Origin of the sequence: Citrobacter sp. CK180 (assembly GCF_030333655.1) — a bacterium.
Lineage (GTDB): Bacteria > Pseudomonadota > Gammaproteobacteria > Enterobacterales > Enterobacteriaceae > Citrobacter_B > Citrobacter_B koseri.
In genome coordinates, this window is record NZ_JAOWFM010000056.1 from 195576 (window position 1) to 210236 (window position 14661).

Annotated in this window: 16 protein-coding genes; 12 read left to right on the forward strand and 4 right to left on the reverse strand. The window is 53.2% G+C overall.

What is annotated here, in order from left to right; all coding sequences use genetic code 11:
• Positions 1-9 precede the first annotated feature (9 nt).
• The gene (gene artP / locus OGV50_RS21970) at positions 10-738 is read right to left on the reverse strand and encodes an arginine ABC transporter ATP-binding protein ArtP (protein WP_024130493.1); all 729 of its coding nucleotides are present in this window, start codon (positions 736-738) and stop codon (positions 10-12) included.
• Between the two features lie 392 nt (positions 739-1130).
• Positions 1131-1646 carry a lipoprotein gene (locus OGV50_RS21975; protein ID WP_112002226.1) on the reverse strand — a complete coding sequence of 172 codons (516 nt, stop codon included), beginning with the start codon at positions 1644-1646 and terminating at the stop codon, positions 1131-1133.
• A gap of 127 nt (positions 1647-1773) precedes the next feature.
• Between OGV50_RS21975 and OGV50_RS21980 the strand changes: the two genes are divergently transcribed.
• From OGV50_RS21980 to OGV50_RS21990, 3 genes are all read left to right on the forward strand, one after another.
• On the forward strand, positions 1774-2097 hold the full coding sequence (locus OGV50_RS21980) for a heavy metal-binding domain-containing protein (protein WP_012133087.1): 324 nt from the start codon (positions 1774-1776) through the stop codon (positions 2095-2097).
• Complete coding sequence (locus tag OGV50_RS21985) at positions 2094-2924, forward strand: N-acetylmuramoyl-L-alanine amidase (RefSeq protein WP_047457875.1); 831 nt, start codon at positions 2094-2096, stop codon at positions 2922-2924. The genes OGV50_RS21980 and OGV50_RS21985 overlap by 4 nt, the downstream gene beginning before the upstream one ends.
• A 293-nt stretch (positions 2925-3217) precedes the next feature.
• On the forward strand, positions 3218-3841 hold the full coding sequence (locus OGV50_RS21990; protein WP_012133085.1) for a helix-turn-helix domain-containing protein: 624 nt from the start codon (positions 3218-3220) through the stop codon (positions 3839-3841).
• 86 nt (positions 3842-3927) lie between these two features.
• On the opposite strand, the gene OGV50_RS21995 is transcribed toward OGV50_RS21990, so the two are convergent.
• Together OGV50_RS21995 and OGV50_RS22000 are read right to left on the reverse strand one after the other, a co-directional pair.
• Positions 3928-4428, reverse strand: a complete 501-nt coding sequence (locus OGV50_RS21995; RefSeq protein WP_012133084.1) for a type II secretion system protein GspB, cryptic system variant — start codon at positions 4426-4428, stop codon at positions 3928-3930.
• Positions 4428-6005, reverse strand: coding sequence for an ExeA family protein (locus tag OGV50_RS22000; protein WP_286488777.1), 1578 nt, complete (start codon positions 6003-6005; stop codon positions 4428-4430). The genes OGV50_RS21995 and OGV50_RS22000 overlap by 1 nt, the downstream gene beginning before the upstream one ends.
• Positions 6006-6305: 300 nt before the next feature.
• Here OGV50_RS22000 and gspC point away from each other — a divergent pair, with 300 nt between their 5' ends.
• From gspC to gspK, 9 genes are read left to right on the forward strand one after another with little or no spacing between them, the layout of a single operon-like run.
• Positions 6306-7037, forward strand: coding sequence for a type II secretion system protein GspC (gene gspC, locus OGV50_RS22005; protein WP_200031553.1), 732 nt, complete (start codon positions 6306-6308; stop codon positions 7035-7037).
• Positions 7038-7050: 13 nt separating this feature from the next.
• Positions 7051-8973: a type II secretion system secretin GspD gene (gene gspD, locus OGV50_RS22010; RefSeq protein WP_286488778.1), complete on the forward strand. Its 1923-nt coding sequence runs from the start codon at positions 7051-7053 to the stop codon at positions 8971-8973.
• Positions 8974-8987: 14 nt separating this feature from the next.
• A complete protein-coding gene (gene gspE, locus OGV50_RS22015; protein ID WP_012133077.1) occupies positions 8988-10466 on the forward strand; it encodes a type II secretion system ATPase GspE in 1479 nt (492 codons plus the stop codon).
• Positions 10466-11674 carry a type II secretion system inner membrane protein GspF gene (gspF, locus tag OGV50_RS22020; RefSeq protein ID WP_200092283.1) on the forward strand — a complete coding sequence of 403 codons (1209 nt, stop codon included), beginning with the start codon at positions 10466-10468 and terminating at the stop codon, positions 11672-11674. The genes gspE and gspF overlap by 1 nt, the downstream gene beginning before the upstream one ends.
• A 2-nt stretch (positions 11675-11676) precedes the next feature.
• On the forward strand, positions 11677-12126 hold the full coding sequence (gspG, locus tag OGV50_RS22025; RefSeq protein WP_012133075.1) for a type II secretion system major pseudopilin GspG: 450 nt from the start codon (positions 11677-11679) through the stop codon (positions 12124-12126).
• A complete protein-coding gene (gspH, locus tag OGV50_RS22030; RefSeq protein ID WP_012133074.1) occupies positions 12126-12611 on the forward strand; it encodes a type II secretion system minor pseudopilin GspH in 486 nt (161 codons plus the stop codon). Before gspG ends, gspH begins: the two co-directional genes overlap by 1 nt.
• A complete protein-coding gene (gene gspI / locus OGV50_RS22035) occupies positions 12604-12984 on the forward strand; it encodes a type II secretion system minor pseudopilin GspI (RefSeq protein WP_110494437.1) in 381 nt (126 codons plus the stop codon). The genes gspH and gspI overlap by 8 nt, the downstream gene beginning before the upstream one ends.
• The gene (gspJ, locus tag OGV50_RS22040) at positions 12981-13646 is read left to right on the forward strand and encodes a type II secretion system minor pseudopilin GspJ (RefSeq protein ID WP_200028516.1); all 666 of its coding nucleotides are present in this window, start codon (positions 12981-12983) and stop codon (positions 13644-13646) included. The genes gspI and gspJ overlap by 4 nt, the downstream gene beginning before the upstream one ends.
• Positions 13643-14659: a type II secretion system minor pseudopilin GspK gene (gspK, locus tag OGV50_RS22045; protein WP_200028519.1), complete on the forward strand. Its 1017-nt coding sequence runs from the start codon at positions 13643-13645 to the stop codon at positions 14657-14659. The genes gspJ and gspK overlap by 4 nt, the downstream gene beginning before the upstream one ends.
• The last annotated feature ends 2 nt before the right edge of the window (positions 14660-14661 follow it).

A 14661-nucleotide genomic window follows, 5' to 3' on the forward strand; every position in this document is an offset into this window, starting at 1 on the left:
TCCCGAATCTTAGTGAGATAAATAGTTTTTAAATGCATCGGTCTGCGGGTTCGCAAAGCAGCTCGCATCCCCTTGCTCGACGATGTGACCGTTTTCCATATAGATCACCCGGCTGGCGGTTTTACGCGCCACTTCTACTTCGTGAGTGACGATCACCTGGGTAATTTTGGTTTCCGCCAGTTCACGAATAATACTGACGATTTGCGCGGTGATTTCCGGGTCCAGCGCGGCGGTTGGCTCGTCAAACAGCAGCACCTGCGGCTCCATCATTAACGCACGGGCGATAGCCACACGCTGTTGCTGACCGCCGGAAAGATGCAGAGGATAGCGATCGCTGTAAGGTTTCAGGCGCAGACGTTCCAGCAGCTTCTCGGCACGCGCCAGCGCCTGGTCTTTTGACAGACCCAGCACGCGGCAGGGCGCTTCAATCAGGTTTTGTTGTACCGTGAGATGCGGCCAGAGATTGTATTGCTGAAAAACCATGCCTACGTTCTGGCGCAATTCACGAATCGCCTTGTCGGAAGGCGTTTTCGTGAAGTCGAAATGATTTCCTGCGATAGTGAGCGTGCCGGAGCGCGGCATCTCAAGCAGATTGAGTACACGCAGCAGCGAGCTTTTACCCGCTCCGCTTGGGCCAAGTAACACCAGCGTTTCGCCCTGAGGGCAATCCAGCGTGATATCGAACAGCGCCTGATGCGCGCCGTAGAAGCAATTAATGCCGTTTAATTGAATACTCATTGATTCTCGTATGCTGGCAGTCTGATAACTGTACACGTCATCCTTCATGCTGCCTCTTTGTTGGCTGCTGAGTGACTCGTCTCACCCTGAGACTCGCCCTTACGGACCGTTGCTCGCGACGTTCAAATCTGTTCCTGACAGATTTGTCACTCCAGTCACTTGCCGCCTCGACGCATCATGAATGATTTTGTGTATGTTGAGGCCGCAGATAGTACCTTTGACAGAATAGTTATGCAATATTTATGCGTTAAAAGTTAAATGCAAACCGCATTCTTCACTAAACATAGCACAAAATAGCGGGGGCGGTAGGCGGCAAGAATAATTGTCGGCATTCTATGCAGAATGCCAGACAATTTGTGGGGCTTATGATTTATCGACGTTTTGTCGGGTGATCAGCGGTTTTCGACGGACTGGCGCAGCGTACCGGCTGGCGCGTGGACGCTGCCGCCAAGATAACGTACATCATCAATAACCCAGCACTGACCCTCATGGATCATCAGCACTTCGTCGCGCCAGGTCTGGTCGCCTTGCTTCAGCTCCACGCGCAGCGGGATGTTGCGGGCGTCGCGATTAGGAATGGTGGACGCGCTGGCTACGCTGGCGCTATCCGGGAAGGTGGTGCGGCTGGAGAACGGGTCGCTGCTCACCAACTGGCGGTGTTCGCCATCACGGCTGGCGTCAGAGAGCAGTTTTGCCAGGTTGTCGCTTAAGTAAGGGCGAAGGGCGGTAATGTCGTTAGTACGGTTTTGAATGCGGTAGTCATAAAATTGTTGAGCCACGCTGTCCGGCCCGCCTTCTATGCACGACCCGCTGCGCGGGCCATTGTCTTTATAAGCAGGAGTGACGGTTGTGCAGGCACTGAGCAGCAGTGCGCAAGGGACGAGCAGAGAGAGTTTGCTGTAGCGCATAGTGATTTCCTTATAAGCGATCTGCCAAAAAGCGATCTACGATAATCAATTATATCTTTTCAATGATAGCGTATCGGTCTGATAATGCGTTTGAGATCGAGTGCTTAGGTAAACAAGGAGATCGGCTATGCAGTTTTCGACAACCCCGACGCTGGAAGGGCAGAACATCGTGGAATATTGCGGTGTGGTAACGGGTGAAGCCATTTTGGGCGCCAACATTTTCCGTGACTTCTTCGCGGGTATTCGCGATATCGTCGGCGGACGTTCGGGTTCCTATGAAAAAGAGTTGCGTAAAGCGCGTGAAATCGCTTTTCAGGAACTGGGCGAACAGGCGAAAGCGCTGGGTGCGGATGCGGTTGTGGGCATCGACATTGACTATGAGACCGTAGGCAAAGACAGCAGTATGCTGATGGTGAGCGTCAGCGGGACGGCGGTAAAAACGCGCCGATGAGACGCCTGCTCTGGCTGGTCGCGTTCGCGCTTCTGTTAACCGGGTGCGCGGGCGAGAAAGGGATTATTGATAAAGACGGGTATCAGCTGGATACCCGTCATCAGGCACAGGCGGCGTACCCGCGCATCAAAATCCTGGTCATCCACTACACGGCGGATGACTTTGATACCTCTCTGGCGACGTTAACGGATAAAAACGTCAGCTCGCACTATTTAATTCCTGCTGTACCGCCGCTTCACCGTGGCAAGCCGCGTATCTGGCAACTGGTGCCAGAGCACGATCTGGCGTGGCACGCGGGCATCAGCTTCTGGCGCGGTGCAACGCGCATCAACGACACGTCCGTTGGTATCGAACTGGAAAATCGCGGCTGGCAAAAGTCGGCGGGAATGAAATACTTCGCCCCGTTTGAACCTGCGCAAATTCAGGCCCTGATCCCACTGGCGAAAGAGATCATTGCCCGCTACGATATTAAGCCGCAAAACGTGGTAGCGCATGCGGATATTGCCCCGCAGCGTAAAGACGATCCCGGCCCTCTGTTTCCCTGGCGCGATCTGGCGGCGCAGGGTATTGGCGCCTGGCCTGATGAACAGCGCGTGGCGTTTTATCTGGCGGGACGCGCGCCCAATACGCCAGTCGATCCCGCATCATTGCTCGACTTGCTTTCGCGTTATGGTTACGAGGTCAAACCGGAGATGACCGCGCGTGAACAGCAGCGGGTGATCATGGCGTTCCAGATGCATTTCCGCCCGGCGTTATGGAACGGGGTGGCGGATGCGCAAACGCAAGCGATTGCTAATGCGTTACTGGAAAAATATGGCCAGAATTAATGGCGCTGGCGTCGTGATAAAAGTCAGTTAACTTGTTTATTTTCATCGAAATTCATTTTGGATAAAAATCAAATTAATCTATGGTTAATTGACTTTAAATTCCCCTCATCTATGATTGATTTTATCAGGAAGATATTTCTTATACGCTAAAAGTCGTGAAGCTTAGCGCGCACAATCTTTTTTTTTGCTTAATTTTATTTTTAACCAGGTTGAATCAGTGAGTGACATTAAGCTGAGGTTATCACTCGTCGCTTGTCATTAAATTTAAATCAATATTCTTCGAAAGGCATAATATGTTAAGCATTTACGGTAAGAAAATTCGTCCGCATCATGAAATGGAACGTATTATTTCTTTAACGTCAGGTTATAAAGAAAAAACCTTAAAGAAATGGCAGAAAATCACCACCAGTGACTCGGAATATATTCATATTATCGTGAGCGGTGACGTTGAATTTCGCCGTACCTCCGATGAGTTATGTATGTTTACCCTGCAAGGGCAGTGTATCTTTGGGCTGTCTGCCATATTTTATGGTTCTCTGCATATGTATGGGCTTGCTCGTACCAATACCGTCGTGCGCTCAATCAAAAAAGATGAGTTTATGCGCCTGTTGACTGAACACAGTTTATGGCCAGATCTCACCAGGGTGCTGTCATGGTATATTTGCCTGCTTAGCAAACGTGATGATGTTTTGGTTGCCCGTAGCGCTTACTCTGTTATTCGTGAATTTTTAATCGAAATTAATGAGCTGATTATTCATCATAACCGTGACATCAATGTATACGACTATATTCAGGAGTATACGAATTTTGCCCGCAGTACGATTATCAAAATTCTCTCTGACCTTAAAAAAGGAAACTATATCGTCATTGAGAAAAGCCGATTAATGTCGATGACGACCTTGCCAGAAAAATATTAATCACATTTCCCATTGTCTCCTCTTCAGCTAATGAAGCGGAGGCCGTTGGGGGGCGCATTAAGGCGTAATGATGTTTTCTTGCGTCATCAGTCATCGGGCGGTTCCGGTATCTTTCCCTGCTGATAGTCCTCTTTTTGCTCCTGTAACGCTTGCAGGAAACGCGCTTTCAACGATGGCGTCTGTTCTTCCGCGCCGGGCAATGCCCGATCCGAGAGATCGCCTTCCGGCGCTTGCCGCCAGTCGTTGTCTTGACTTACCGGCGCTTCATCCTGCAATGGGGGTAACGCCTGGGGAGCAGGGGCCGGTTTGGGGGCTGGCTGCGGGAATGGCTTCGAAATATAAACATAGTGCATCTCAGAAAGCCGGGTATCCGGGTTTTCCACTTTTGTCGGTTTCGGCTCAGGCGTCGGATGCTGACAGTTCCAGTAAATATGGGCATACAGTCCGGCAATAATAAACGTGCAGAGGGTCAGCAGCCACATCATGGCGCGGAACAGCACTTTTTGGGGCGCCGGAAGGCGCCAGGCAAAATAGACCGCTTCTCCCGTCGTGAAACTGCGCTGTGCAGCAAGGCAAATGGTGGACATTATTTCGTGTTCCCTTGCGTTTTATGTTCCTGCTTCTGGCTTAGTGTTTGCGCCAGTACGCCCGGAACGCTGTTGGTTGCGCGCATTAACTGCATCAGCGTCTCTTCGCCGGCGATGCCGTCGACATGCAGTCCTGCCTTACCCTGAAATTCACAGGTGCGTTTTGCCAGTTCAGCCGTCCAGCTTCGCGAGTGGGTCAGCGGTTCATTCAACGTCTGGCTTAGCGTTTGATCCAGCCACGCCAGGTCTTTATCGCCGCTGGTCGCGCTAATCTCATCTTTCCCTTGCGGCGTTAAACGATGCAAAAGCGTGTAATTTCCGGTGGCGTGTTGATTAAACCAGTGTCTGCTTACCTGCCAGGTTCGGTTATTGATCAGAAGATCGAGCGACTGTTTATCAACGTGGGCCACGACGGCGTAATTCAGGTGATTACCCGTTTTGATCTCTCCTGCCCACGGATAACCTTCCTGTTCCAGCGCCTGTAAAGACGTATTCCCCTGACGACACATCAGGTTCACTCGCGCTGCGTTCTGGCATAGCGCATCGTTCGCGGAAGCATCATAACCCCACATAAGATAGAGCTGATGCATGGCGTCCGACTGATTCACCACCTCATTTTCAATGGTGGGCATAACAGGCGCAGTCGCCTCAGGCAGCATCTTTTTCCAACTGGCCGGAACCGGCACTTGTTGCGGCAGGCGAGACGCGATCGCGCCGGAAAAGTACCAGCCGCAGCAGGCGAACAGGACGGAGGCAAACAGCCCTGCGGTTGCCAGGCGTTTACCGCGCGGCGTGGGCGGCAGGAGTTCACCGGCAGCCAGGCGTAAATGGCGTGGGGAAACCTGTATCGCCCGCTCGGTCCATGCGGCAAGCAGCGCCAGATGCGCCAGTTTATTGAGTCCGGTCACGCGGCCTTTGGTCAGCGCATGCATTCTGCGCACCCGTGCGGGCGTCAGTGGCGAGGTATCGACGTTTTGTTCGTCCATCTGTGCCCCGACGTAGTCGAGATATTCACGGCAGGTCAGCGAACGTAGCGCAAGGCAGGTATGAACGCGGGGCTGTAAACCAGAATGATCCAGAAGACGGGATTTCTGATCGGGAGAGCCGGTCAGAAGAATCGTGAGCGGGAAGTTCAGCTCTTGCGCCCGCGTCAGCAACATACCCAGAACATCCCAACAATTATCTTTCATGGCCTGTGCCGTGGAGAGGATCAGCAGTTTGCCTTTTTTATTACGCGAAGGCGTTTCCTCATGCCATTGGCGCAAAATGGCATCAATGGCATAAATTTTGTTTTTACCCTCTTTAACGGCAGGGTTCAGTTTATAGAGCAGCGTACTGGCGCTCAGTTTGGGGAAGGCGTTAATGGCCAGCGCAGGTGTGCCGCCGTTACGCAGTTTTTCCACAAAGGCATTGTTTAATTCAGGTTCGTCAGAAAACAGACCGATGATGCCGGGCACGTTGGTTTTTTCCTGCAACAGGGAAAAGATGTCCTGATGATAATGAACGAAAAACTCCCCCGTTCGCCGGGTGAGTTTGCCAAACGGCTGAGTGGAAAATTTAAAATGATGCTGATACATGGTGTCTCGCTGTACTTTCTGGCTTCTGGAAACGTTGCGCTAAAAATAATTGAGCGGGTTTATTCGGGCAAATACCGGACAGGAGAAAATTACTCTGATTATTTTCGCTAACACCAGTAAGTGAAATCGTCAACATTTTTCTGCAATAAAGTTGCCGGGAAAGCGAGTGGTCGACTTTCTTGCCGCTCATTACTATTTGCCGCACCGATTGGCGCAGCCGGTGCTGCGAAATTTAGCTTTATTAAAGGCATTTAAATAATGAGGATGCAGCTTTTCTCCCGATTGATTGCACCCTGCGTGATGTTTGTTTTACTGATATTCAGCGGGCATCAAGGGTATGTCGTTTTTAAAAACTATAATAAGGTTACAAACAAGTTAAATAACAGAAAAATTAACGTGCGTAAAAATGACGAAAAAGAAAAGTCATTTGCGCTTTTTCAACCTGCCGTCTGGCAGCGAAATACGCCAGCAGCGGTTAAATCGCCGCTCTCTGCCGAGATTGAAGGCATCGTCAGCAGCGATGAAAGATGGCTATCGTTTGCCGTTATTAAAACGCCTGCGGGACAGCAAAGTTATCGCGAAGGCGAAAGCCTCGTGGGGGTGAGTAACGCCTGTATTGAGGAGATCAATAACGACAATGTGGTGGTTAATTACGAAGGTACTACGCAGGTACTGGCATTAAAGAAACCTGATTATTTCAGAGGCGGTGTTGAAAGCGGCCCGCTACAAAAACCGACAAACGATGCCGGTGCAGAGAGCCTGCATCTTAATGATGTCCTGGTGCTAAAACCGTTTATTGAAAAAGGTCGTCTGGAAGGGTACGAAATCAACCCGCGCAATGCTTCGTCTTTCTTTCAGAACAGTGGGCTGGAGAAGGGCGATGTGGTTGTGAAGGTGAACAGTACCGATATGACGAAAGAAGAACAGGCGAAAAGCATCATTGCTGGCTGGTCAAAAATGAAAGAAGCGGCGGTAGTCGTAAGACGTCACGCTCACCTGGAAAATATTCAGGTCAATGTTTTAAACAACTAACAAGTGAATTGCCATGAAGAAATTTCCGTGGGCGTGCGTGGCGCTGACAACTCTGGCGTTATATTCCAGTTCGCTCTTTGCGGCGAATTTTAGCGCCAGCTTTAAAAATACTGATATTCGTGAATTTATTGATACGGTTGGCCGTAATCTCAATAAAACGATTCTGGTCGATCCGTCGGTACAGGGAACCGTATCGGTTCGGACGTATAACGTCCTGACCGAAGATGAATACTATCAGTTTTTCCTCAGCGTGCTGGATTTGTACGGACTTTCCGTGATTCCGATGGATAACGGCATGGTGAAAGTGGTTCGTTCGTCCGTTGCGAGAACCGCGGGAACGCCGATTGCCGACAGCAAAAATCCCGGTAAAGGGGATGAAATTATTACCCGCGTCGTGCGGATGGAAAATGTACCGGTACGTGAACTGGCGCCGCTGTTGCGCCAGCTGAACGATGCGACCGGTATCGGCAACGTGGTGCACTTTGAGCCGTCGAACGTCCTGCTGCTCACCGGTAAAGCCTCGGTGGTGAACCGCCTGGTCGATCTGGTTCAGCGCCTCGATCGTTCCGGCGTACAGCGGCGCGAAATCGTTCCGCTGCATTACGCCTCTGCGAAAGAACTTTCGGATATGTTGAATAACCTCAACAACGAAGAGCAAAAAGGGCAGAACGCACCGCAACTGGCGACCAAAGTGGTGGCGGATGAGGAGACGAATAGCCTGGTCATTAGCGGCAGCGAAGAAGCGCGGGCGCGTACCCGCACGCTGATAGCGCAGCTTGATCGCGAGCAGAATAACGAGGGGAATACCCGCGTCTTCTACCTGAAATATGCCAATGCCGCCAAAGTGGTGCCGGTGTTAACGGGCATTGGGGAGCAGATGAAGGACAAGCCGGGCGCGGCGAAAAGTAAATCGCCGGTTGCCGCGACCGATCTGAATATTACTGCCGACGAGTCGACAAACTCACTGGTGATCACCGCGCAGCCGAACGTGATGAACTCGCTTGAGAAGGTGATCGACAAGCTGGACATTCGCCGTCCCCAGGTACTGGTGGAAGCCATTATCGCTGAAGTGCAGGATGGCGCCGGAACCGATCTCGGCGTGCAGTGGACGAGTAAACACGGCGGCGTACAGTTTGGCGCAACCGGTCTGCCGATCGGCCAGGTTAAGAACGGGACGATAAAAGGCGTGAATTTTACCGGTATGGCGACAGGTTTCTTTAACGGCGATTTCGGCGCGTTGATGACGGCGCTGTCGACCAACGGCAAAAACGACATTCTCTCCACGCCGAGCGTGGTGACGCTGGATAACAAGGAAGCGTCGTTTAACGTTGGTCAGGATGTGCCGGTGCTTTCTGGTTCGCAGACGACGACGGGCGACAACGTCTTTAACACCGTTGAGCGTAAGACGGTGGGGACGAAGTTGAAGATCCTGCCGCAGATTAATGACGGCGACATGATCCACATGAAGATCGAGCAGGAAGTTTCCAGCGTGGACGCCAGTTCGACGGAGGATTCGTCTTTAGGCCCCACCTTTAACACCCGCACGATCAATAACGAAGTGATGGTTCACAGCGGGCAGACGGTAGTGCTGGGAGGGCTTATCGAAAATGTCACCAAACAGAATGTGTCGAAAGTGCCGCTGCTTGGCGATATTCCTCTGGTGGGGCAACTGTTCCGCTACACCTCGCAGGATACCACCAAACGAAACCTGATGGTCTTTATCCATACCACTGTTCTGCGCGATGACGACAACTACAGCGCCGCGTCGAAAGAGAAATACGACCAGGTGCGCGCGCGCCAGCAGCAGCGTATGGAGGAGAAAAAAATGGGCATCCTGGAGCCGGGTGATAACGCCATTCTGCCCGCGTTCCCGTCGCCCGTAAAAACCAGCACTGCTGCGCCAGCCACGGCGTCGCGCAATCCGTTTAAAGAGTAAGCCGGGGGTGTCGCGTGGATGAATTAAGCAAAAATTTGTGCAGCAGCAGCTTCGCAAAAGACAACGGTGTGCTGCTTTATCACAACGACGTATATATCCGTGAGGATGCGCCCGCGTTTGCCCTGCTGGAGATGCGTCGCGTGCTGGGGCGTGCCTTTACGCCGGTAACATTAACGCCAGAAGCGTTTGAAGAGATGCTGGCTAAAATCTGGCAGCAGAATAGCGGTGTTTCGCAGCAGCTGGTTGATGATATGGATGCCAATATCGATCTGATGGCGTTAACCGAGGAGATCCCCGATAACGAGGATTTGCTGGATAACGATGAAAACTCGCCGGTTATCCGTCTGATTAACGCCATTCTTGGCGAGGCGGTGAAGGATGGCGCGTCGGATATCCATATCGAAACCTTTGAGCGCACGCTGAGTATCCGTTTTCGCGTTGACGGCGTGCTGCGTCCTGTATTGCAGCCCGCGCGTAAGCTGGCGCCGCTGCTGGTATCGAGGATTAAGGTGATGTCCAAACTGGATATCGCCGAAAAACGCCTGCCGCAGGACGGTCGCATCTCCCTGCGCATTGGGCGTAAGGCGGTGGATGTGCGTGTCTCAACCATCCCGTCGCAGTATGGCGAGCGGGTGGTCATGCGTCTGCTGGATAAAAGCAACCTGAAACCGGATATCAATAAGCTGGGGTTGATCGACGAAGAACTGGAACAGCTCAAAGGACTGATTGGCCGTCCGCACGGGATTATCCTGGTGACCGGGCCGACCGGGTCCGGTAAGAGCACGACGCTTTACGCCATCCTCTCGGCGCTAAACGGCCATGAACGCAATATTCTTACCGTTGAAGATCCGATCGAATATGAACTGGAAGGCGTGGGGCAGACGCAGGTTAACCCGCGAGTGGATATGACGTTTGCCCGAGGCCTGCGCGCGATCCTCCGTCAGGACCCGGATGTGGTGATGATCGGTGAAATTCGTGACGGCGAAACCGCGCAGATTGCGGTTCAGGCGTCGCTTACCGGCCATCTGGTCATGTCTACGCTGCATACCAACAGCGCGGCGGGAGCGATTACCCGGTTGCGCGATATGGGGCTGGAGTCGTTTTTAATTGGTTCATCGCTGCTTGGCGTCATTGCCCAGCGTCTGGTTCGTCGGCTGTGTCCTCACTGCCGTGCCGTCAGTCCGCTGGATGATAATGAAAAACCGCTGTTCAGTTTTATGGAGAGTCCCCCCGATGTGATTTATCGCGCCGTGGGGTGTGAACAGTGCCGCCAGAGCGGTTACCAGGGACGCGCCGGTATTCATGAGTTTCTGCTGGTGGACAGCGCGATGCGCCGCGCTATTCATGAAGATAAAGACGAAATGTCGATTGAAACTCAGCTGTTTAAGCAGGCCTACAGCCTGCGGGAAAATGGTTTGTTGAAGGTGATCTCCGGCGTCACCTCGCTGGAGGAAGTGATGCGTGTTACCGCTGAGCGCGGAGGTGACGAATAATGGCCTGGTTCGCATGGACGGCTACGGATGCCGCCGGGAAAACCCGGCGCGGCGCCTTGCAGGCTGAAGGCCCAAAGCAGGTACGCCAGACGCTGCGCGAACAGAAGCTGATACCGATCAGCATTACGCTCACCGGCGAGCGCGCCGCCGGAAAGGGGACTCAGAAAGGCGCAAAACTTTCGACACCGGTGCTCTCAATGTTTACCCGCCAGCTGTCGACGTTGGTTAATGCCGCACTGCCGCTGGAGAGTGCGCTGAAGGCGATTTCTAAGCAGACGGAAGACAAAAAGCTGGCGGTGATGGTCGGTGAGATCCGCGATAAAGTGGTAGAAGGGCACACGCTTTTCGACGCTTTCAGCCAGTTTCCGCGTACTTTCGACAAGCTCTATTGCACGCTGGTGATGGCAGGGGAAAAGACCGGGCATCTCGGCGGCGTGCTGGAAAAGCTGGCTGAATACAACGAACAGCGACAGAAAATGAAAAGCAAGCTGTCGCAGGCGATGGTCTATCCCATCACCCTGACGGTGGTGGCGATTGCGGTTATCTCTATTCTGCTGGTGGCGGTGGTGCCGCAGGTCATCGAACAGTTTGTGCATATGAAACAGCAGTTGCCCGTCACCACCCGTACCCTGATTGCGGTCAGCGATTTTTTGCAGGCTTACGGAATGGTTATCGGCGGCGGCCTTGTCGGATCGTTTATCGCTTTTAACGCCTGGCTTAAAAAAGAGCGTCATCGTTTTGCATATCACCGTTGGCTGGTGAACCGTTCGCCGCTGAAAAAACTGGTCTGTGCAATAAACAGCGCCCGTTACATCCGCACCCTGAGCATTTTACAGGCCAGTAGCGTGCCGTTGCTGGAAGGTATGTATATCGCGATGGACGGTATTGAGAATCTGTATGCGCGTCAGGTGCTGGAACAGGCGGCGGATACCGTGCGTCAGGGCGCGTCATTATATAACGCACTGGAGCAGGCCAGATTATTTCCGCCAACCATGCTTTATATGATTGCTTCTGGCGAAGAGAGCGGCGAACTCGGTTCATTAATGGATCGCGCCGCCGAAAACCAGGAGTCGGCATTACAACATCGCATTACATTAACGCTGTCGGTATTTGAACCGGCGCTGGTGGTGACGATGGCGACGGTGGTTTTATTTATCGTACTGTCAATATTACAACCGCTTCTTCAGCTCAATAATATGGTGGGTTAATTATGTCTGTGAAAAAAAATAGCCTGAAAGGTCAGGCCGGGTTTACTTTGCTCGAATTAATGGTGGTCATCGTTATTCTTGGCGTTCTGGCCAGCATGGTGGTGCCGAATCTGATGGGGAATAAAGAGAAAGCGGATGCGCAAAAAGCGACCAGCGATATTGTCGCCCTGGAAGGCTCGCTGGATATGTATAAGCTCGATAACCATCGCTACCCAACCACCGAACAGGGGTTGCAGGCGTTGGTGACGAAGCCGGAGATCGCGCCGATTCCCAACGGCTATCGTGCTGACGGTTATATTCGCCGTCTGCCGCAGGACCCGTGGGGAAATGATTACATTCTGGTTAGCCCTGGCGAACATGGCGCGGTAGATGTTTTCTCCTCCGGCCCGGATGGTGAAGCGAATACCGCCGATGATATAACGAACTGGTCTTTAGATAAAAAAGATAAGTAATGAATAAGCAACGTGGATTTACATTGCTGGAAATTATTCTGGCGCTGGTTATTTTTGCCAGCTGCGCCATGATGGTGGTTTCGACAATACCCTCACGCAGCGGCGCAGATATATTAGGCCAGCAATTACAATCCCTCGTTGAATATGGTTCTGATCGGGCAGTGATGGACGGAAATATAGTCGGGCTGGTGATGACGCCAACGGAATATCAGCTGGTGAAGTGGGCCGGGGAAAACGGCGGGCGTCATTGGGCGCCGCTGACAGCCGGGCGTATTTTCACCCACGGACAGTTTCCTGAAGAGATGCACGTTTCGCTCGCTCCCCAGCGTCTGGCGGCCACGCCTGATGCCGATCCGCAGGTGCTCTTTTTACCGGATGGGGAAATTAGCCGATTCACGCTGACGTTGCAGAGCTATGACAAACAGCACCATTTCCGCGTGGTGTCGCAGGGCGCTTCACCCGTTTTGGTAGAGAATAATGACTAAACCGGAAGCGAAAGAACAGGGCATGACGTTGTTGGAAGTCATGGTGGCGCTGGTGATCTTTTCTACCGCCGCGCTGGCGTTGATGAATTCCGTCTCGCTGAATGTGCGTTTTACGCACGGTCTTGCCGATACGCTACAGGCCAGTTGGGTTGCGGAAAACCAGCTCGCGCAAGCGCAGCTTGCAAAAAGCGTTTTTCCCGATGTCGCTGAAGAAGGCAGTGAAACGATGGGGGGACGCAGCTGGAACTGGCGCAAACAGCGGGTGAAAACCGATGACAAGGCGTTTGCCGATGAAGTCCAGGTGTATGCCGAAGGCGAAGAGGGCCAGCCGGTCATCACGCTGCGGGTTGTCCCGCCGAAGGAGCGCAAATGAATACGCCACTCCGTCGCCAGCAAGGTTTTACGCTGCTGGAGATCATGATTGCGCTGACGATTTTTGCCGTGATCAGCACCCTTGCCTGGCAAATCCTTGACGGCGCGATGCGCACCACCACGGCAACGGATGCTGCTGCGACGACGCTTAATCAGCTTCAGCGAGCCTGTAACCTGCTGGAGCGCGATTTCTCTCAGCTCCAGCCGCGCGCGCCGCGCAATGAAACGGATGTGTTCCGTCTGGATCAACATGCCGTCGAGCTGACGACGGTAAGCGGCGTCAGTGGGCAAATTCAACTGGAACGCGTGCGCTGGCGGCTGGAGGCGCATCGCCTGTGGCGTGATGTCTGGCCTGACATTGATAGCCCGGCTGACGTGAGTCCAGAAGAAGTACCGATTTTAAGCAACGTTAAAGCGATGAAGTGGCGATTCTGGCGACAGGGCTGGCAGACGACATGGCTTGAAACCGCCCATCAGCCGGAAGGCGCCGAACTGACGCTGACGATGGAAAACGGGGATACCTGGCGCTGGGTGTTTATGACGCCGGGAGACATGCCGGAAATCCAGGGAGAAAAGAAAGATGAAAGTGCTGAGGCTGCACAACCCACGCCTGCTGACGTTACGGCATCGGTTCCGCCAGCACGCGGTGGAGAACAGCAATGAACACGCAATCGGCGCAAAAACAGCGCGGCGTCGCGCTGCTGGTGGTGTTGATTTTGCTGGTGATGATGTCAGCGCTGGCGGCAAAGATCGGTCAGCAGTTTTGCCGAAATTTGCAGAAAACCCGCTATCAGGTCAGTCAGCAGCAGCTGCGCTGGGCGATGCAAGGCCAGGCTGCGGCGATAAAAGATCGTCTGCAAACCGACGCCAGCGGTGAGAGCAATGGATTATCGCCAGAAGGCGCGTGGCACGAACCGCTGGAAACTCAGGGTGAGAACTATACCGTCGTGAGCCAGATTGAGGACGCCCAGACCTGCTTTAACGTGAACAGTCTGCTGGCCATTGACCCTGCGCCTCCTGCGGATAGCGCCGCCGCGCAGCCGACAAAGCCGGTGAAAGAGCAGATCGTTGAACAGTTGCTGATCGACAGCGGCATCAGTACGGCAGCGGCGGAAGAGGTTTATCAACAACTGGTGGATTATCTGGACGCTGACAGCACAACCGCAAAAGAGGCTCTGGAAAGCGATGCCTGGGCGGGCGTGACGCCGCAGCGGCTTCCTGCGAATCAGATGATGCGCACCATCAGCGAGATAAAACGGTTGCCGGGTTTTCCGGTGGCGGCTTATCCCCGCGCCAGCAAGGTGCTGTGCGCGCTGCCTGATACGGAGAGCAAAGTGGACGTGAATACCCTGAAGCCCGGGCAGGCGCCGCTGTTGTCTGCGCTGTCTGCGGGGACGTTAAGTGAGGATGACGCAGCACGGCTGATTGCCTCGCGCCCGGAAGAAGGGTGGGCGTCGGTTGACGCGTTCAGTAAAACGCTCGAAACAAACTATCCGCAGAGCAAAGCGATCCTCGCGCAGATGCAGGCGTTTGTTGCGGTGAACAGTCACTATTTCCGGGTCGAGAGTACCGGTAATACTGATGATTTAACGCTGCGCGTTGTCAGCCAGATTCATGTCGATCGTGACTCTGGCGAGGTGAGAACCTGGCAACGCCGTTACCGAATGATTGAATAAGA